18 protein-coding genes and 1 pseudogene are annotated in these 19,601 nt (G+C 60.0%); 11 read left to right on the top strand and 8 right to left on the bottom strand.

Annotation, left to right across the window (positions count from 1 at the left end; translation table 11 throughout):
• The first annotated feature begins 115 nt into the window (after positions 1-115).
• The gene (locus tag AC07XF_RS16170) at positions 116-529 is read left to right on the top strand and encodes a DUF3301 domain-containing protein (protein WP_495027273.1); all 414 of its coding nucleotides are present in this window, start codon (positions 116-118) and stop codon (positions 527-529) included.
• Between the two features lie 4 nt (positions 530-533).
• On the opposite strand, the gene AC07XF_RS16165 is transcribed toward AC07XF_RS16170, so the two are convergent.
• Entirely contained in the window at positions 534-1,505 is a 972-nt protein-coding gene (locus AC07XF_RS16165; RefSeq protein ID WP_495027272.1) for a CobW family GTP-binding protein, read from the bottom strand.
• A 27-nt stretch (positions 1,506-1,532) separates the two neighbouring features.
• Between AC07XF_RS16165 and AC07XF_RS16160 the strand changes: the two genes are divergently transcribed.
• Entirely contained in the window at positions 1,533-1,889 is a 357-nt protein-coding gene (locus AC07XF_RS16160) for an NADH:ubiquinone oxidoreductase (RefSeq protein WP_495027271.1), read from the top strand.
• 15 nt (positions 1,890-1,904) lie between these two features.
• On the opposite strand, the gene zigA is transcribed toward AC07XF_RS16160, so the two are convergent.
• Complete coding sequence (gene zigA, locus AC07XF_RS16155) at positions 1,905-3,110, bottom strand: zinc metallochaperone GTPase ZigA (protein ID WP_495027270.1); 1,206 nt, start codon at positions 3,108-3,110, stop codon at positions 1,905-1,907.
• A gap of 142 nt (positions 3,111-3,252) precedes the next feature.
• On the opposite strand from zigA, the gene AC07XF_RS16150 reads away from it, so the two are divergent.
• The 7 genes and pseudogenes from AC07XF_RS16150 (at position 3,253) to AC07XF_RS16120 (ending at position 8,297) form a co-directional block, all read left to right on the top strand.
• Complete coding sequence (locus AC07XF_RS16150) at positions 3,253-3,630, top strand: glutamine synthetase (RefSeq protein ID WP_495027269.1); 378 nt, start codon at positions 3,253-3,255, stop codon at positions 3,628-3,630.
• 173 nt (positions 3,631-3,803) lie between these two features.
• Positions 3,804-4,700: a GTP cyclohydrolase FolE2 gene (gene folE2 / locus AC07XF_RS16145; protein ID WP_495027268.1), complete on the top strand. Its 897-nt coding sequence runs from the start codon at positions 3,804-3,806 to the stop codon at positions 4,698-4,700.
• Positions 4,697-5,365 carry a metal ABC transporter ATP-binding protein gene (locus AC07XF_RS16140; protein ID WP_495027267.1) on the top strand — a complete coding sequence of 223 codons (669 nt, stop codon included), beginning with the start codon at positions 4,697-4,699 and terminating at the stop codon, positions 5,363-5,365. The genes folE2 and AC07XF_RS16140 overlap by 4 nt, the downstream gene beginning before the upstream one ends.
• Entirely contained in the window at positions 5,365-6,231 is an 867-nt protein-coding gene (locus tag AC07XF_RS16135) for a metal ABC transporter permease (protein ID WP_495027266.1), read from the top strand. The genes AC07XF_RS16140 and AC07XF_RS16135 overlap by 1 nt, the downstream gene beginning before the upstream one ends.
• An 11-nt stretch (positions 6,232-6,242) precedes the next feature.
• Positions 6,243-7,118, top strand: coding sequence for a metal ABC transporter substrate-binding protein (locus tag AC07XF_RS16130; protein ID WP_495027265.1), 876 nt, complete (start codon positions 6,243-6,245; stop codon positions 7,116-7,118).
• Between the two features lie 16 nt (positions 7,119-7,134).
• Positions 7,135-7,387 (top strand): annotated as a pseudogene (locus AC07XF_RS16125) (dihydroorotase); the annotation flags it as partial.
• Between the two features lie 31 nt (positions 7,388-7,418).
• Positions 7,419-8,297, top strand: a complete 879-nt coding sequence (locus AC07XF_RS16120) for a His/Gly/Thr/Pro-type tRNA ligase C-terminal domain-containing protein (protein WP_495027264.1) — start codon at positions 7,419-7,421, stop codon at positions 8,295-8,297.
• A 97-nt stretch (positions 8,298-8,394) separates the two neighbouring features.
• Here AC07XF_RS16120 and AC07XF_RS16115 read toward each other — a convergent pair whose 3' ends face one another.
• Positions 8,395-8,916 (bottom strand): DUF3617 domain-containing protein, encoded by a 522-nt coding sequence (locus tag AC07XF_RS16115; RefSeq protein ID WP_116262400.1) that lies wholly within the window; start codon positions 8,914-8,916, stop codon positions 8,395-8,397.
• A 132-nt stretch (positions 8,917-9,048) separates the two neighbouring features.
• Here AC07XF_RS16115 and cls point away from each other — a divergent pair, with 132 nt between their 5' ends.
• Positions 9,049-10,488, top strand: a complete 1,440-nt coding sequence (gene cls / locus AC07XF_RS16110; protein WP_495027263.1) for a cardiolipin synthase — start codon at positions 9,049-9,051, stop codon at positions 10,486-10,488.
• Here the strand turns inward: cls and cfaB are convergent.
• From cfaB to AC07XF_RS16085, 5 genes are all read right to left on the bottom strand, one after another.
• Positions 10,485-11,669, bottom strand: coding sequence for a C17 cyclopropane fatty acid synthase CfaB (cfaB, locus tag AC07XF_RS16105; protein ID WP_495027262.1), 1,185 nt, complete (start codon positions 11,667-11,669; stop codon positions 10,485-10,487). The genes cls and cfaB overlap by 4 nt on opposite strands.
• Before the next feature lie 217 nt (positions 11,670-11,886).
• On the bottom strand, positions 11,887-13,797 hold the full coding sequence (locus tag AC07XF_RS16100; protein WP_495027261.1) for a cation-translocating P-type ATPase: 1,911 nt from the start codon (positions 13,795-13,797) through the stop codon (positions 11,887-11,889).
• Positions 13,794-14,852: a protease modulator HflK gene (hflK, locus tag AC07XF_RS16095; protein ID WP_108230959.1), complete on the bottom strand. Its 1,059-nt coding sequence runs from the start codon at positions 14,850-14,852 to the stop codon at positions 13,794-13,796. The genes AC07XF_RS16100 and hflK overlap by 4 nt, the downstream gene beginning before the upstream one ends.
• A complete protein-coding gene (gene hflC / locus AC07XF_RS16090) occupies positions 14,849-15,895 on the bottom strand; it encodes a protease modulator HflC (RefSeq protein ID WP_495027260.1) in 1,047 nt (348 codons plus the stop codon). Before hflC ends, hflK begins: the two co-directional genes overlap by 4 nt.
• Positions 15,892-17,850: an SPFH domain-containing protein gene (locus AC07XF_RS16085; protein ID WP_495027305.1), complete on the bottom strand. Its 1,959-nt coding sequence runs from the start codon at positions 17,848-17,850 to the stop codon at positions 15,892-15,894. Before AC07XF_RS16085 ends, hflC begins: the two co-directional genes overlap by 4 nt.
• Before the next feature lie 214 nt (positions 17,851-18,064).
• Between AC07XF_RS16085 and lpdA the strand changes: the two genes are divergently transcribed.
• The gene (lpdA, locus tag AC07XF_RS16080) at positions 18,065-19,465 is read left to right on the top strand and encodes a dihydrolipoyl dehydrogenase (RefSeq protein ID WP_495027259.1); all 1,401 of its coding nucleotides are present in this window, start codon (positions 18,065-18,067) and stop codon (positions 19,463-19,465) included.
• Positions 19,466-19,601: the final 136 nt, after the last annotated feature.

Below are 19,601 nucleotides of genomic sequence, written 5' to 3'. Positions count from 1 at the left end.
TGGATTTCCGTAAAACGATTGAAATTCTAGCCGCGCAGTATGCGACTAAACGCAGCCTGTACGACAGACCAGCGACACAGTTAAGCTGACACTATCTTGTTGGAGCACCCTGTTAATGCTGACCCTTGGAAATATATTCGTGCTGATGCTTTTCGCCACTGCCGGCGCATGGCTATGGCACAACCACGGCTTGCGCGAGCGCGCACTGGAGCGGGTCAAACAGCATTGCAGCAAACTCGGGATCGAATTGCTCGACGGCAACGTGGCCTTGAAAAGAATCGCGTTCATCAAGGATGCCAGTGGTCGGCGACGCCTGGCCCGTGTGTATAACTTCGAGTTCACCGTGACCGGCGAAACCCGCCACAACGGCACCATCACCCAGTTCGGAGCTCACAGCGCACAGATTGAGCTGGCGCCCTATCCGGTCCCATTCGACGAAACCGAACCGGTGGTCGATGTGGTGAAGCCTCGCGCAGAGGTGATCGAGCTGAGCCAGTGGCGTCAGGAACACACCAAGTGGCGGCCTTGAACCACTAACCCGATTCGGATCGGCACGCTGCGAGCTCACTCTGCAACAGTTCTGCATTCTGCGGTTCACTGAAAATCAGCTCGATACGTGAATCCTGCCGCCATTCACTGGGCTGCCAGTCCAGCACCGAGTTATCCACCGCATTCGCCGAGACCCACCCTTCGACACTGTGGATAACCAGCTTCGCCCGCCTCCAGCCAGCGTCCTCAAGCCACTGGCTAACCAGAGCGGCATCAAACACCTGGCCTGGGTGCCAACGCCAACCGATGCTCCAGCCACCGTCCTGCTCCTGACTCAAGCAGATTGGCAATGCGCGATCGCTCCAGACGGCCGGCAACTGCGCCAATCCCTTGGGCACGACGAAGTTATCCACACCTGCCTGCGCTTTGGTATTCAACCCCGGCAACTCGCTCAACGGTAAAACCGCCTGTTGCGTCCAGCACAGGGGGGTCGGCGGCAATAGCGCGGCGACTCGCTGGCGACGTTCTTCGTCGAAACCTTCCGACTTGTTCAGCAGTAACAATCCCGCATGGCTCAGCGCTTGCTGTTGCGCATCCGGCAACGGTTTGCCAGCGGCGAGCGACTGGGCGTCCAGCACCAGCACACAAGGCTGAACAGCCAACACGCCTTGCCACGGCGCTTCGCTCAATTGCCTGAGCAACTGCGCCGGATGCCCCAGCCCCGAGGGTTCGATGAACAGCCGGTCCGGTTGCGCCTTGCGCAACAATCGCCCAAGTCCAATCTGAAACGGTGCCCCATTGACGCAACACAAGCAGCCCCCGGCCACTTCGCCCAGTGCGATACCATCGGCATCCCGGGTCAGTAGCGCAGCGTCGAGACCGATCTGGCCAAACTCGTTGATCAGCACCGCCCACCGCTCGCCGGCCGGACGCTGGGCCAGCAGGTGCTTTATCAGGCTGGTCTTGCCGGCGCCCAACGGGCCGGCAATGACATGAGTGGGGATATTCTGCAGCATGGTCGATGGTTTCTGAGGAGGTGATGGATGCGGTTGATTGGCTTGTCGTTGCTCCTGGCACTCGTTTCAGGCGAGGCGCTGGCCCAGGCGTGTGTGGTTCACAGCCAGGCCGAGCGGCTTGACGTCCAGGTTTGCCAGCAGAACCGCAACATCCCGCCAAAGCTCTTTGCCGATGGTTTCTGCCAGCCGAACCTGGCGGGGCAGAAAGTCGAAGTGAAGTATGTCGACCAATGCCCCGGCGGCGCATTTGGTATCTGCAGCAACGCCCAAGTCGCCAATATGCCCTACCGGCAAGATATTCACTATTACGGAGTTGCCACCGACGCGGCGTATTTACAGCCGTACTGCGAGGCCCAGAGCCAGGGCACCTGGCTCAAGCCTTGAAGCTTGCGCAGCGGGTCAGGCAGCCTCTTCGTACCAAGGGCCGAATGGATCAGCCAACAATCGCCAGCCTTCTACACCGAGCGCCATTTCCTCATCGGTCAGCAGGCAGGCGTCCAGCTCGGCCGCTAGCTGCGTGAAGTCGATGTTCTGGCCGATGAATACCAGTTCCTGGCGACAGTCTCCGCTGTCGGCAGTCCAGTTTTTCATGATCCCGGCGGTACTTTCCGCATCCTGCGGCCATTGGTTTTTCGGCACGAAACGCCACCAGCGCCCGGCAAAACCATAGCGCATCATACCTCCGGCCTGAGACCAGCTGCCGGCGTCCATGTGCTTGCTTGCCAGCCAGAAAAAGCCCTTGGAGCGCAGCAGTTTGCCGTTGTCCCAAGAGCCGTTGATGAAGTTGAAGAAGCGCTGCGGATGAAACGGTCGGCGTGCCCGGTAGGCGCTGGAAGCAATGCCGTACTCTTCGGTTTCCGGTACGTGTTCGCCACGCAGTTCCTGCAGCCATCCCGGTGCCTGGGCAGCCTTTTCGAAGTCAAAACGACCGGTGTTTAGAATTTTATTCAAGGGGATTTCGCCCATCGCCATCGGAATGATTTCTGCCCGGGCGTTGAGCCGTTCAAGGATGGCAATCAGCTCCTCGCGTTCGTGGCTGCTGATCAAATCGATCTTGCTGAGCAAAATCACATCAGCGAACTCGACTTGCTCAATCAACAGATCGGTAATCGAACGCTCGTCCTCTTCCCCAAGGGTTTCTCCTCGGGAAGCCAGGCTTTCGGCAGCCTGGTAATCGAGCAGGAAATTCATGCCATCGACTACCGTGACCATGGTGTCGAGACGTGCGATGTCGTTGAGGCTCTGCCCGTTTTCATCGCGAAAGGTGAAGGTCTCCGCTACTGGCAGCGGTTCGGAAATACCGGTGGATTCGATCAGCAGGTAGTCGAAACGACCCTCCCCGGCGAGTTGACTTACTTCCTCCAGCAGATCTTCACGTAACGTACAGCAAATACACCCGTTGCTCATTTCCACCAACCGTTCTTCAGCCCGATTCAGGCTGACATCACGCTGGACTTCGGTGCCATCGACGTTGATTTCGCTCACATCGTTGACGATGACTGCAACCCGCAAACCATCACGATTACGTAGTATGTAATTAAGAAGTGTACTTTTTCCGGCACCAAGAAAGCCGGAGAGAACGGTCACGGGGAGTCGATTGGACATCTGCATATTCCTCACAGGGATGCCCGGTCGCTGTGTCGGGCTTATTTTAATGTTATAGTATAACAACACAAATAAACCATCCCCTCTTGCCCAACCGGCCAAAGGACACGATGCTGAACGCATTCCCTTCGTGAGAATCCCCATGCGCAACGCCCTGAAACCTGCGTTGATAATGCTTTCCCTGCTGGCTGCAGCCGACGCGCTGGCACAGGTCCCGAGCCTGACCAGGTGCACCCGAAGCGCGAACCTGCTGGCCTGCGTGGATGCGGATGGCAACGCCTACAGCGTCAATACCGCCGGAAGCACAATCTATTTGCGGGGTTTCGAAATGGCCGGAAAACGCTATTGGGTGCAGACCAACAGCCGCTACGGTCAACTTACGTTTTTCACCGGCATCGCTTCCGATGGCGAAGCTTGGGTTGGCTACAACCAACGCGTCGGCTGGACCACGATCAACCGGTTTTCCAGTTCCGGCGGCAGCAGCGCCAAATTCACCTGCAGCCGGATTGCCGGCTGTTAGGTCTGCCTGTTTTTCTTCGAATTTGCGTAGCCGACGCGCCAATGGCCACGCTGGCCAGAATCAGGTTGAGCAAGTGGTGTCGTGCAGGATGAAAACCTGTTCATGAAAAAGGCATCGTCGATTTAATTGTTATACTATAACATGCCAAATCAACTCCCTCGATGGACCTGCTCATGAATGCGCTGACTCTGCCGGATATCGCCGCGCAGGCCTCACGCCAAGCCCTGCCACTGGAGTGGGTGGGCATGTGCGGCATTGCTCTTCCTGTTTTGTTTGATGGCCAACGACTGAATGCAAAGGCCGATGCCGGCGTGAGTCTCGACGATGGCAACGCGCGTGGCATTCACATGTCACGGCTCTATCTGGCGCTTGAATTACTGGAGCAGGAAAGCCTTTCACCTGCTTTATTGCGCAGGGTTTTACAGCGTTTTCTTGAGAGCCATGAAGGGCTTTCCAGAAGTGCTCACCTAACCATTCACGCCGATTTGTTGCTGAAAAGGTCGGCGCTGATCAGCCCATTGGCAGGCTGGAAAAGCTATCCGGTCAGCATCGAAGCGCGTTTGAAAAACGCGATGTTCCACGTGGAACTAAAAATCGACGTGCCTTATTCCTCAACCTGTCCATGTTCCGCGGCGCTTTCTCGACAGTTGATTCAGCAGCAGTTCGCCGATGATTTCGCCAACAAGTCACTGCAACACGCCGACGTTTTAGCGTGGCTCGGCTCCACAAGCGGCATCGTCGCCACACCTCACAGCCAACGCAGCAGCGCAAAGTTGCGCGTACGGCTCGCTGATTTTGTCGATGAGTTGCCTCTGATCGCCGTCATCAACGACGCCGAAGCCGCACTCGGTACAGCCGTTCAAACCGCGGTAAAACGCGCCGACGAACAAGCCTTCGCCCTGGCCAATGGTCAGAACCTGATGTTCTGCGAAGACGCCGCACGCCGTTTGAATCTGGCCCTGAAACGCTCCACGGGCATCAATGCCTTCCACATCAGCGTCATCCACGCCGAAAGTCTGCACGCCCATGACGCCGTAGCCGAAAGCCGCTTCAACTGGGAGCTCGCATGATTGGTTGCCACGCCTTGCGCTGGGGTGCACCAGGTCAGCCACTCACGCCGGCGCTGGACCTCGAACTGCCGACGGGCAGCCTGACCGCCATCATCGGTGCGAACGGTTGCGGTAAAAGCAGCCTGCTGAAGGTCATCGCCGGTTTGCAAAAACCATTGGCCGGAAAGGTGCGACTGAGTGTTCCACTCAAGGGCGGCGTGTCGTTCCTGCCCCAGCAACAACACCTCGACAGGCAATTCCCGATCAGCCTCCAGGCATTGGTCGCCGCCGGTTTCTGGGGCAACAAACAATCACCGGAGACCCGCAGCCAACGACTGAAAACCGTCCTCGAAAACTGGTGCCTGAACGGCCTGGAAGATCGCCCCCTGATGGCCCTCTCCGGCGGTGAATTGCAACGCGCCCTGCTCGCCCGATTGAGCCTGACCGAAGCACCCTTGCTGTTACTCGACGAACCCCACGCGGCCCTTGATGAACTCGGCCAGGCATTGCTCTGGAAGCACTTGCACGACTGGCACCTCGAAGGCCGGACGCTGATGGTCGTGTGCCATGACCTCGCTTCTGTCCGCGAGCACATTCCACAAACATTGCTGATCAAAAGCAGCGGTTGCGTAGTTGGTCCGAGCACCGAACTGATCCGCCAACAACCACAAGCGCAGGTGGCCTGATGATCGCTGCTACGCATCTTTGGCAACCGTTCCACGAATTCGTCTTCATGCGTCGGGCGCTGCTCGGTGGTTTGGTCCTGGCGTGCAGCACAGCCCCGCTGGGGGTGTTTCTGATCCTCAGGCGCATGAGCCTGATCGGCGATGCCGTCGCCCACGGCATTCTTCCCGGTGCGGCTTTAGGCTTCTGGTTTGCCGGATTGAGCCTCCCGGCATTGACCATCGGCGGCCTCGGCGCCGGCCTGAGTATGGCGGGCCTCGCTGCCTGGATTACACGACGCACCGGCCTGCGAGAGGACGCCAGCCTCGCGGCGATTTACCCGATTTCCCTGGCCTGTGGCGTACTGATTCTCGGCATCGCCGGCAAACGCCTGGACCTGTTGCACCTGCTGTTTGGCTCGGCGCTGGCGGTCGACGGCCCCACCTTGACCGGCATGCTCTGGGTTTCAGGCCTGAGTCTGATTGCCATGGCACTGATCTACAAACCACTGCTGCTCGACACCCTCGACCCGCTTTTTCTGCAAACCGTCAGCCGACTCGGCCCACTGGCCCACGGCGTGTTCCTGACGCTGGTGGTGTTGAATCTGGTCATCGGTTTCCAGGCGATCGGCGCGTTGATGGTGGTCGGCTTGATGATGTTGCCTGCCGCTGCGGCGCGTTTCTGGAGTCGCCGCCTGCCGGTACTGATAGTCGTCGCGGCCTTGCTCGGCAGCCTCTCGGTGTGGCTCGGTCTGTTGATCTCGTTCTATTACTCGCTACCCAGTGGTCCGGCAATCGTGTTGGTCGCAGGCGGTTGGTATCTGTTGTCCGTGGTGTCAGGACCGGTGCACGGCTTGCTGCGCCGCCCACCTTTGCTCACATCCCAATGAGGTGTTACCCGATGCGCGCTCTACTCGTGCTGTTCAGTTTGATGGTGTCGATGTCGCTGTCTGCCGCCGAAAAACTTCAGGTGGTCACCAGCTTCAGCATCCTTGCCGACATGACCCGACAGGTCGGCAAGGATCATATCCAGATCACCAACATGGTCGGCGCGGACGCGGATGCCCACACGTACGAGCCGACACCGGACGACGCCAAGGCGCTGCTCAAAGCCAAACTCATCATCAAGAATGGTTTGGGTTTCGAGCCCTGGCTGGATCGACTGGTGACGAGCACCGAGACCAAAGCGCCGGTCATCAGCGCGAGCCACGGTGTCATACCGCGTAGCCTGGATGAAGACGGCGAAACCGTTCCCGACCCGCATGCCTGGCATAACCTGGCGAACACCGAGTTGTACATCGCCAACATCACCAAGGCGCTGATCGCCGCTGACCCGGCGAACACAGCCGACTATGAGCGCAACAGCCAAGCGTACCTGAAACAGGTCTACGCCTTGCTCGCCGAAGCCAAGGCCAAACTCGGCTCATTGCCACCGGGCAACCGCAAGATCGTGACGTCCCATGACGCCTTCGGTTATCTCGGCCAAGCCTACGGTATCGACTTCATGGCGCCTCAAGGCTTGTCCACTGAGCGCGAACCTTCAGCCGCCGAGGTGGCCGCATTGATCACCCAGATTCGTCAGGCCAAGGTCAAAGCCGTGTTCATGGAAAACATCAAGGACGCTCGCCTGCTCAAGCAGATCGCGGATGAAAGCGGTGCGCAGATCGGGGGCACGTTGTACTCCGATGCCCTTGCGGCGAGCGGTCCGGCCAGCACCTTCACCGGGTTGTTCGAGTACAACCTCAATACCCTGTACAACGCGTTGAGCAAGCCATGATCCGCAAGAACCCCACGCCGACCTGTTCGTCATTCCCGATCGCGGTTATCTTCAAGAAGGCTATCGGGCAGATCTGGTGCTGATCAAACCCGAGCCCGGCGGCGTTGCCGTTTCCATGCAACCAATCCGGTCGCAATGCGGCCGCCCCCTTCGCCCGCTGGAGCTTTCGGCACAGCGTCAGTACCACGATCACGTATAGGCAAATTGCCTGGTACGACAAACGTCTTAATGACAGCAGCCAGGATTTACGCCTACGGTTTATGCGATAACGCTCGTAAGAAGCACGTGAGTACGCCGACCATGATCCAGATCACCCTGCCCGATGGTTCATTGCGTGAATACGACCAGCCGCTGTCCGTGCATGAGGTGGCTGCCAGCATCGGCTCCGAACTGGCCAGTGCGGCCGTAGCGGGTCGAGTCAATGGTGTACTGGTGGACTGCGAATACATGATCGAGGCGGATGCCCGGGTCAGCATTGTCACCCCCCAGGAGCCGGACGGCCTGGAGATCCTGCGCCGCTCCTGTGCATTGATGCTGGCCATGGCGGTCAAGCAACTTCACCCACATGCGCAAATGCGCGCGGGGAAGGAATTGGGCGATGGCTTCTTTTACGAGTTTACAGTCGAGCGACCGCTGACCCCGGCAGACCTGCCCCTCATCGAAGCGCGCATGCAGTCACTGGCAGCGACCAATCACTCGATCCGTCGTCGGCCACCGCGCGAAGAGGTGTCGCTGTACAGTCTGGGGGACACCGAGTACCCGAGCCATGGGCCGCACGTCCCCACCACCAAAGTCTTGCAGGCGTTTGCCCTCGATCACATCAGCGGCACGTTGCAACAACGGATCTACGGCACCTGCTGGTCAAGCCATCAGGAACTGCAACATTGGCGCGTTCCGCCCCACGTGGTCGTCGTGAGCATGGATGATCGCCAGGCGACTTATGCACAAGCGGTGACCGAATCCTTGCGCCAAAGGGGCGTGCGCGCCAGGGCCGACCTGCGTAGCGAAAAGATCCACTACAAGATTCGCCAGCACAGCCGGACCGTGCCGTACCTGGTAGTGGTTGGCGAAAAAGAACAGGCGGGCGGATTTGTAAGTGTGCGCAGTCGCACGGGGGAGGATTTTGGCCGCATGGCTGTCGAAGCGGCGTGTGAGTGGTTGAGCCGGCCGGGGATCTAGGGAGGCTGGATGGACGCCTTCGCGAGCAAGCCCGCTCCCACATTTGATCTGTGGAGTTCACGAAACCAATGTGGGAGCGGGCTTGCTCGCGAAGCTTTTAAGCTCTTGGCTTCACAGTGCCGCAATCTTGCCCCAACCAGACGGCGCGGGATTCAAGGCTGCCCTTCTGCTGTATGCCGGTGGCGTTGAATGTCCCGTTGACCTTGGTGGTGAATTCGCGATCACTGACGAATGTCGCCACCCCCGCACCCTGGGCTTTCGGGCAGCTGAAGCGGAATTTCCACTGATTGCCGGAGCGGTCGGTGATTTCCTGCTTGCAGCCCGACTGCGGATCGGTCAGCGGAATGTTGTCGGTCTTGACCTGTTCCGGGGTCAGGCACGCCCGGATCCCTTTACCCCCCATGGTGATGCCCTGCTTTTCCAGCTGCGCACGCTGCTCAGGGGTCATCTGGCTCTGGAGCTGGCCGAGGATCAATTGCAGGTCCGGCATATTCTGCTCATCGACCTTCATGTTGCTCGTGGTCAGTTCCCACAATCCTGGTTGTAACATTTGCGCGTGAGCCGCCACAGGAAGTGCCAAACCCAGTGCCATGGCCAAACCCAGCAGACGAACGTTCATCGAGTAACTCCTGATCAGTAGTGGCCGTTAGACGTCAGCCGCAGGCTTCGGTTCATGGGCCAATTAATTAGCGACATTCTGCACGGAACATGGTCTGTTAAGCACTGAATCTTCAGGAGCAAGGCAGCCCCCATGGATTATTTCGGACCGCATATTTTCGGTTATACCGTCGCCCTGTTGCACTCATTGGGCATGATCGCAGCCATACACGCCGTGTTGACCGTTCGTACCGCCCAAGGCTCGATCGCCTGGGCCCTGTCGTTGTTTTTCATCCCCTACTTCACGCTGATCCCGTACCTGGTGTTCGGCCGCAGCACGTTCGATGGCTACATCAAGGCACGCCGGCAGGCCAACGAGGAAATGCGCAAGGCCATCTCCGAACTCAACTGGCGGCCCTGGGTGGAAGAAGCCCTCACCGCCCGCGCTTCCTCGGCATATGCCTCACTCAGAGCGCTGCCGAAACTGGGACACATGCCGTGCCTAGCCAACAACGAGATGCGATTGTTGATCAACGGCCAGCAGACATTCGACGCCATTTTCGATGCCATCAGCCAGGCGAAAGAAGCCGTGCTGATCCAGTTTTTCATTGTTCACGACGACCGCCTCGGCCAACGCCTGCAAACCCTGTTGTTGAAGAAGGCCGCCGAAGGCGTGGCGATTTACCTGTTGTATGACCGAATCGGCAGCCACTCCCTGCCCCACGGCTACGTGCAGGCCTTGCGTGATGGCGGGGTCGAGGTCAAAGCCTTCGCCACCCGCAGCGGCTGGCTCAATCGCTTTCAGGTGAACTTCCGCAACCACCGCAAGATCGTGGTGGTAGATGGCATTCTGGGCTTCGTCGGCGGGCACAACGTCGGTGACGAATACATGGGCGAGAAGCCGCCCCTGGCACCGTGGCGCGATACCCACGTGCAAGTGCGCGGGCCCGTAGTGGCGTGTATGCAGGAATCTTTCGCTGAAGACTGGTTCTGGGCGGCTCGTGCACTGCCGCCACTGATCCTGCCCGAGGTTTATCCGGAAGACGGCGTATTGTGCCAGTTGCTCGCCAGCGGTCCGGCAGATTCCTACGAAACCTGTTCACTGTTCTTTGTCGAAGCCATCCATGCGGCGACGGAACGGATATGGATTACCAGCCCGTATTTCATCCCCGACGAGGCCGTGTCCGCAGCGTTGCGCCTGGCGGTACTGCGCGGTGTGGATGTGCGCCTGCTGTTACCGTCTCGGCCCGACCACCGCATCGTCTACGCTGCCTCCAGCCTCTACGCCTTCGAAGCGGTACGCGCCGGTGTGCGGGTGTTCCGTTACCAACCCGGATTCCTGCATCAGAAAGTGGTGTTGGTCGACAGCGAAATCAGCGCCATCGGCAGCGCCAACATGGACAACCGTTCGTTCCGGCTGAATTTCGAAGTGATGTTGCTGACCGTCGACCGCGCGTTTGCCGCCGAGGTGGAACAGATGCTCAACGATGACTTCGCCAACGCCCACGAAATCGCTAAAGAAGAAGGCCGGGAGACCCACCGCCTGCAACAGGTCGGCATGCGGGTCGCCCGGCTGATTTCACCGATTCTCTAGAGGTAGATGTCGTCACGGGTCCATGGCAGTTCATGACTGCCATCGGCGTGGGCCTTCACCGCAAGAATCTGGTGCAGGTTGATCCAGCCCCGGGCAAACGCGTAAGCGCAACCGGCCAGATAAAGCCGCCAGATCCGCAGGACTTGCTCCGGTACGAGCTTGGAGGCCGCTTCGAGGTTATCCTCCAGGCGTTCGCTCCAGTGATCCAGGGTGCGCGCATAGTGCAGGCGCAAACTTTCGACATCGACGATTTCCAGGCCGGCCTCACTGATCTCGGCAGAGATCATCGACAGGTGCGGCAGTTCGCCGTTGGGGAACACATATTTTCCGATGAAATCACCGGCACCGCGCCCCACCGGACGGCCATCGGTGTACTTGGCGGTGATCCCGTGGTTCATCACCAGGCCGCCCTCTTTTACCGCACCGAACAGAGTCTTGCAGTACTCCGCCAGATTGGCGTGGCCAACGTGTTCGAACATGCCGACGCTGACAACCTTGTCGAAGCGGCCATCCTGCGGCAAATCGCGATAGTCGAGCAGTTGCAGTTCGACCAGGTCCTCCAGGCCCTCCGCTTTTACGCGCTCCCGGGCCAGAGCCAACTGCTCCTTGCTGAGGGTGATACCGAACACTTTCGCGCCAAACTCTCGCGCCGCAAAACGCGCCAATCCGCCCCAACCACACCCCACATCCAGCAGATATTCGCCGGGTTGCAGGCGCAGCTTGCGACACAAATGACGGAACTTGGCTTGCTGGGCCTGCTCGAGGCTTTCGCTGCCGGTCTCGAAGTAAGCGCAGGAATACGCCATGTCGCTGTCTAGCCACAGCTGATAGAACGCGTTGGAAAGGTCGTAGTGGTAGGAAATCGCCTTGGCGTCCGTCTCTTTGTCGTGGACGCTACGAACCGGCTGATTGTCGTCGCCTTCATCCAGCAATGCCTGGCTCCATTCATCGCAGACGCGGATCACATCGCTGATGGAGCCTTCGAGCTCCAGTTTGCCTTCGACAAATGCAGCGCCAAGAGCGTCCAGGCTTGGATGGGTAAACTGGGTGACCATTTGTGGGTCCTTGACCACAATCGTGACGCTGGGTGTCGGCCCCAGATTGAATTCATGGCCATCCCAGAGTCTCAGGCGAAGCGGTAATTGCAGATTCTGTAAGGCCGGTGGAAGTTGCGCGAGCATGGAAATTCCCCTTGTTTCAGACGTCTGATCAGAGGGTAGACCATCTTTGAAAAATAGCTGGCTATCGAATTAATAGCCGTTTTCAATGATTCGCGACGCCAGATCCGGCCGCCGCGAACGCACAAAATGATTTGCCCTCATCTTCAATGACTACGAACCGGGCGCACAGTTCTAAAAAGTTGAAGTCCCGTGATTACGCGGTTTAGAGCGTTCGCCTTCAGGCTTCGTCCTTGAGCTTGAGTAACGGCTCCTGGAACCGCAGCAAACGACCGGCATTACCCAACACCAGCAAGGTGCTGAGGTTATGCAGCAACGCCGCAATCATTGCCCCGGCAGCGCCGAGCCAGCCGAAAGCGGCGAAGGCCACGATCGCCAGGGTCCAGCCCAGTCCGATAATCACATTGACCTGCAACGTCTGACGGCACTGACGACTCAGGCGCACGCAGGTGCCGAGGCGGCGCAGGTCACTGCCGATCAACACGATGTCAGCCGATGCCAGGGCGATGTCTGCGCCGCCGGCACCCATGGCGACACCCACCACGCCAGCCTTGAGGGCCAGGGAGTCGTTGATGCCATCGCCGACCACCATCGGCCGGAAGCCGCTGTCGATTTCCTTGAGCACGCGGTTCAGTTTGTCTTCGGGCAGGGCTTGCGCTTCGACGTCACTGATCCCGACATCCCGGGCGAGTGTCTGCGCGACGCTATGGCGGTCCCCTGTGAGCAAAAACTGACGGCCCAGACCCAGTTCACGCAACTCACTCAAGGCAAACTGCGCCTCGGGTTTGACGCTGTCCGCCAGCAACAGCCAGGCAAGAAACTCCCCGTTGAGCGCCAGCCCGGCAATCGGACCGTCGTGATCGGGAACCGCCGTTGTGCTGATGCCCAATTGCGCAAACAACTCCGGCCGGCCGAGCGCCGCTTCACCCTGCCCGGTCATAGCCACCACGCCCAGGCCCTGGCGCTCATGAATGTCAGAAAGCAGCAGGAAATGTTCCTGGGTCACCAACCCCGCGAGCGCACGGCTGACCGGGTGACTGCTGGCCGAGCCGAGGCTGGCGGCGAGCTTCAGTACATGGCTGCGATCCTCCAGCGGACTGTCGATGGATTGCAGGCGCAAGGTGCCGAAAGTCAGCGTCCCGGTCTTGTCGACCACCAGCGAAGTCAGGTCCGCCAACTCTTCAAGGAACGCAGAGCTGCGGATCAAAATCCCGTGCCGCGCTGCCACGGCCACCCCGGCAATCGCCGTGGCCGGAGCCGACAACACCAGCGCACAAGGACAGGCCGCCACCAACACCGCGAGCATCGCTTGAGCGTTGTTGGTGATGAACCAGGTCACGGCGGCCAACAGCAAAACCAGCACCATATAACTGCCGGCGTAACGCTCCAGCAGACGGGTGATCGGCGGCTTCGAGCGCTCGGCGTTTTGCATCAGGGCGATGACTTTGCCAAGGGTCGATTCATGGCCGGTGCGGGTCACTTCGATTCGCAGCAGACCGTCGAGATTGATCGCGCCACCGAACACCGACATGCCGACTCCCGCCTCCATCGGCACCGATTCGCCGGTAATGGAGGCGGTGTCCAGACTGGCCTGGCCGACTAACACCCGACCATCCGCCGGCACCCGGTCCCCGGCGCGCACCTCGACCAGATCGCCGGCCTTGAGCGTGCCGTTGTCGACTTCGATGATGGTGCCGTCCGCCTGCACCTTGCGCGCGTGGCTGCGGGTCAGTTTGCCGAGGGCGTGAATCGCTTCCTGGGAACCGATCACGCTGCGCTCCTCCAGCACGTGACCGAAGATCATGATGATCGGCAACAGGGCTGCCGTCAGCAGATCCCCGGTGGCCCAGGCACCCAGCATGGCCAAGGCAATCAATTGATCGGTGATGCCGTGCAGGCTTGGATAACGCAGGCTGTACCAGGCCGAGCGCATGACCGGCACCGCGACCAGCAACGAGGCAAAACCCAGCAGCAGCTGACTGACGCCATTTTGCTCAGGCGACAACCAGCGCCAGATCAATCCCAAGGCGAGCAATCCCAAGGCGAGCATGGCCAGGGTCAGTTGACGTGCGGCGCTACGTTGTTCTGCCGAAGACAACATGCTCGGCGCGGTGGCGGTTTGCGCAGTCATTGTGCAGCTCCCTGAATGATCAGGCGGGAATCGTCTTTGGGATCGACCGTCGTGACCGATCCGGCCTGGCCGAGAATTTTCGGCATCCGCTCGCGATAGATGCGCAGCAACATTTGCGGATCAGTACCTTGCTGCTGTGCCTTGGCGAGGCTCAACACGGTGGCCGTATCAGCAGACGCTTTGGCCAGTCGTTCACTCGCCTGGGCATGGGCCACCTGCAGCGTGCGGTCGGCTTGCTCGTTGGCGGTCTGCGTCAGCTTCTCGGCTTCGGTGCGCGCATTGGCGACGGCTTTATCGGCTTGCTGGCTGGCCGTCAGCACCGCGTTGAAGGCGTTGACCGCAGGACTTGGCAGACTCGATTGCACATCGACCCGCGCCACTTCGATCCCCAAACCCTGCCCTGTCGCAGTGAGCTCAGCCAAGCGCTGGTTAATGCCCTGCACCAAATCCCCCCGCAAGCGCTCGCGTCTTTCCGCCGCCTGGCTATCGGCACCGATCAACTCCGGACGAGCGACCAGAATGGTGTCCAGATCCCGTGCGGCCGTGAGCGCCACGGCACTGCGGGTCACCAGCCGATCCAGTGCCGGCAACACATGTTCGCCCTGAAGCACGAACGCATAGGGCTCAGTGACTTTGTAGAAAACCCGCACATCGAGTTGCACCACCCCGGCGTCGCCCGTTAACAGATAGCCGGAGCCTGCGAGGGCATCGCTGATGGGCGTGGCAAAACTGGCCACGCGATCTGCCTGTATCGCGGCACCACTGCGCAACAGGCCTTCCACTCGACGCTCGATCACTCGATCCGCCGCCGGCAACAAAATCACCTGCTCGAACGGTTGCGGCCAGGCCAGTAACAACCCTGCATTCTGAATGCGATCCAACGCGCCGAAATGTAAAACCACCGCGCGATTTTGTGGATCGATCTGCCGCACATTGGAAAACGCCCACGCCAACGCCGCCAACACCGTTACCGCGTAGAGGGCAATAAATGCCAAGCGTCCGGCCTGAATCCAGGGACTGCTCAACTCATTTGTTCCACGTGGAACTAAACTCATGGCTGCGATCCGGACTTGTTTTCGAGGCTCGGCGGACCGTCAACCAACACCCGGAACGGTGCAGCATCGGTGCGCAGAATCAGCTTGGTCCCCGGCGTCACTACCGTGCCCAAGGTGTCGAGCGAGCGCAGCAAGTTGTAGAGCTGCGGCGATCCCGCGTAGGCGCGACCATAAATCTGCGCTGCTTCGACCCGCGATTGCGCTTCGATATCCGCCGCTTTCACGGTGGCATCGGCCTGCACGATCCGCGCATCACGCTCGGCAGCGGAACGAATTTGCGCGGCTTCACGCTTGCCGATGGCCGTGCGTTCAGTGGCGATGGTTTCACGCTCGGCGCGCATCCGGTCGACGGTCGCGGTGAGCGTCACCGATGGCAGCGTCAATCGTTCAATACCGACCTGCACCACACGCACGCCATAAGTGGTGAGTAGCTGCTGATCGATTTGCTTGCGCAGTTGGGCTTCGAAATCGGCGATGCGCACCTGGCTGGCATCGGTATTCACCAAATTCGCCAGATCAAAACTGCTGGCGGTGGTCTCCAGTGCGGAGCCGACAAAGGTGCGAATCTGCCGCGCTGCTTCATCGGGCTGGTTCTGCACCGCACGCATGAAGCGTTGCACATTTTCCGGATCGCCCTGTACCTGCCACGCCACGTAGGCCTGAACGATGATGCGCAATCCGTCCCGCGTGCCCACGTCCTGCAAACCGCTGGACGTGGTGCGCAGCCGCAGATCCACCGGGATCGCCGCCTCGAACGGTGCCGGCCAGCGCCAGCCCAACCCCGGTTCCAGCATGACCCGGGAAGGATTGCCGAAACGCGTGATTACCGTGGCCTCGCCCGAACGCACCTGCACCAGGCTCGCGGCAGCGACAGCAAACGCCACCAATAAAGCAGCCCAACCCATACGGCGCCATGGAAACGGTCCGGCCTCCTGAGGATCGCCATGATGGTGATGATGGTGATGGCCGTGGTGGTGATGCCCGCCATGGCCGTGATCGTGGCCGCTGTGGTCATCGTGATCGTGCGTATGGGACTGGCTCAATTGGCAGCTCCTGGCTGAGCGGTTTTACGCGACGGCGCAGGGTCAACCGGCAGCGTGAAAGTACGGAGGTCGATGGTCGGCGCATTGCTGCTGCCGCCCAGACGATGATCGAGAACCAGCAATTTGGCGTTGACCAAACCCTGGGACAACTGACTGAAATACTGCTCCAGCACAAAGGCTTGGCCAGCGCTGGCATAGGCTTTTCGCTCGGCATTGAATTTCAGGTCCGCTGCCTGGGCGCCGGCATTGATTTCACGGGCGCTGGCCGTCGCTTGATCGCGGGCGATACTGGCCTGCAACTGCGCCTGGTTAGTGGCCTCGGCAGCGGCGCCGCGCTCACGGGCGATCAAGGCTTGCGCAGCAATCTGCGCTGCTTGCACGCCGTGATAGGCGTTGGCTGCACCGGCCGGAGGGTGAATCGCCTCGACCACCGTGGCGAGAATTTCCACGCCGCTGTCGAGTTTTTGCAAGTCAGCCTGGACGGCGCGACCGATTTCTTCAGCCAGCCCTACCCTGTCCTCGCCCAGCAAACCGTCGAGGGTGCGTGAGGCGAAGTCGTGAACCAGAATTCGGCTGGCGGTGCTGCGAATCAACATCGGCACATCCGCACTGTTATAGGTCGCGGCCAACGCCGCCTCATCGCTCAGACCGATGCGATAGACGAAGCGCACGTCCATGTTGACGATCTGAAAGCTCTGCTTGTCGGCTCGGCTGCTGGCGATCACCTGGGATTTGTCGTTCACATGGCTGGCGTCCCATAAACGATTGGCGATCGCCGGGGCCGGGCCTTCGGCGGGGTCGGCCTGAACGGGGGCCGAGGTTTCGCCAACACTGGTGGCCAACTCGTGAACCACGCCGTTCTCGACGCTCAACACGCGCCCCAATGGCCACGGCAACCCCATATGCAAACCTGGACCAAACACCTCCACCGGCTTGCCGAATCGTTCGTAGATGCCACGCCCTTGCAGCGCAATTTCGTGAATGCCAGTCAGCGACCAGCCAACGAGCGAAACCACCGCCAACACCGGCAGGAACGCCCGACGCATGTAGGTGAAGGCCCAGATCTGCCGCAGATCGATGCCGAAGCGGTTATGCAATTCGTGCTGCAGCGCCAGCAATGGCTGTGGTGGCCAGCGCAGCATGTCGGCGACAAAACTGCGCGCCAGCAGCTCCGGTTCCAGGCGTTCGCGGCGCGGACTGAACAATGACAACACCGCGCGCAGCAACAGTTCTGCTGCCACCAACCCCGGCAGCAGTCCGATCAACACCGCCATGCGTACGGGCCAAATCGACGTTTCATCGGCAAACAACAGACAAAAGGCACCGAGTACCAGGCTGATGATCGCCACACGCGTCAATTGCGCCAACGCGGCAGCTTCAGGCCATTGCGCGGTGTTTTCCTGCGCCAGATGGCGCTCCATCACCAACAGGCCGAACGCCAACAACAAGGAACACGCCGCCCCGACAGTGGCGGCCAGGCCCAACGCTGCCGGGGGCAACGTGAGGTTCCAGGCCTGTTCGACGCCCACCAGCGCCAACACGGCCCAACCGCCAAGCCACAGCGTCGGCGCGCCTATTTGCCTGAGCAGGTGCTGCGATTGCCGGCTGATCCGGTCCAGCAACCGTTCATACCACCCCAAAGGCGCGACAGATTCGTCGACAACGACCTCCGGCACCACGGGATTCATTGCGCGGGCACGCCACTGGGCCACCCACCCGGCCGATTGCGCACCCGCCATCAACACCACAGACGCCGCGCTCAGGTTCAGCAGCAACGCTGGCCACAGTGTTTGCGAAGAAAACAGCCAGGCAAAAGAGGCCAGCAGTACACCTACCGTCGCGAGTATGCCCGCACCGATAGCGAACTGGCGCAATCGCCGCCCTTGTATGACCGCCTGCTGAAAGCGCGGCAACCCGGCTAACGGCGCTTCATCAACATCGAGATCGACTTGCATACCACCCCAGAGTGTCTTCGCTAACATGGCAATTCGTTACGATATAACGAAAATGGTGAAATTTCCGTATTCAAGCGCGCCATCTAAAGATGCACAACCTGTCACGTACCTGAAGCCTTGACCGAAATGCTGCAGAACGCACATATTACGTTCGTAATTTTATCCAGGAACTACTTTTACCCATCCCTTCCCCTTTCGATCCAGGAGTACATCCATGAGCACTTATGACGTCGTGATACTCGGCGGTGGACCCGGCGGTTACAACGCGGCGATCCGCGCCGGACAACTGGGTCTGAAAGCAGCCTGTGTGGAAGGACGCGCCACACTCGGCGGCACCTGCCTGAACGTCGGCTGCATGCCATCCAAGGCGTTGCTGCATGCCTCCGAACTTTACGACGCGGCCATGGGCGCGGAATTCGCCAACCTGGGGATCGAAGTCAAACCCAATCTCAACCTCGCCCAGATGATGAAGCAAAAGGATGAAAGCGTTACCGGGCTGACCAAGGGCATCGAGTTTCTTTTCCGCAAAAACAAAGTCGACTGGATCAGAGGCTGGGGCCACATCGACGGACCGGGCAAAGTCACGGTGACCGATAGCGCGGGTGGCAAGACCGTACTGAGCGCCAGGGACATCATCATTGCCACCGGTTCCGAACCCACGCCCCTGCCCGGCGTGGACATTGATAACAAACGCATCCTCGACTCCACCGGTGCCCTGGCGCTGGCCGAGGTGCCCAAGCATCTGGTGGTGATCGGCGCTGGCGTGATCGGCCTGGAGCTGGGTTCGGTATGGCGTCGCCTGGGGGCGCAGGTGACCGTGGTCGAGTTCCTAGACCGGATCTGCCCCGGCGTGGATATCGAAGCCGGCAAAACCCTGCAACGCTCCCTGAGCAAGCAAGGCTTGATTTTCAAGTTGAGTTCGAAAGTGACCAGCGCCACCAGCTCCGCCAATGGCGTTCAGCTCAGCATCGAGCCTGCCGCTGGCGGTGCTGCCGAGTTGCTGGAGGCCGATTACGTATTGGTGGCCATCGGACGCCGACCTTATACACAGGGTCTGGGCCTGGAGAACGTCGGCCTCACCACGGACAAACGCGGCATGCTCGCCAACAAGGGGCATCGCACCGAAGCCGCCGGGGTCTGGGTGATTGGTGACGTGACCTCAGGTCCCATGCTCGCGCACAAGGCCGAGGACGAAGCCATGGCCTGCGTCGAGCAGATCGTCGGCAAGGCTGGCGAGGTCAACTACGACCTGATCCCCAGCGTGGTCTACACCAAACCGGAACTGGCCAGCGTCGGCAAGACCGAAGAACAGCTCAAGGCTGAAGGCCGGGCATACAAGGTCGGCAAGTTTCCCTTCACCGCCAACAGCCGGGCGAAGATCAACCACGAAACCGAAGGCTTCGCCAAAGTGCTGGCCGATGAGCGCACGGACGAAGTCCTCGGCGTGCATCTGGTTGGCCCGAGCGTCAGTGAAATGATTGGCGAGTACTGCGTGGCCATGGAGTTCAGCGCCTCGGCCGAAGACATCGCCCTGACCTGCCACCCACACCCGACACGCTCCGAGGCGTTGCGTCAGGCGGCAATGAATGTGGAGGGCATGGCGACGCAGATGTAAGACTTGAAGAGTTGCAGTGACTGATCTATCGCCTTCGCGAGCAAGCCCGCTCCCACAGGTACAGCGCAATCCTTGTGGGAGCGGGCTTGCTCCTTTCTCTTCTACACATCTGACGCTGCCGACGATGGTATACCAA

The organism is Pseudomonas sp. GW821-FHT01C01 (assembly GCF_059422645.1).
This window is presented reverse-complemented; position numbering and strand designations above follow the sequence as displayed.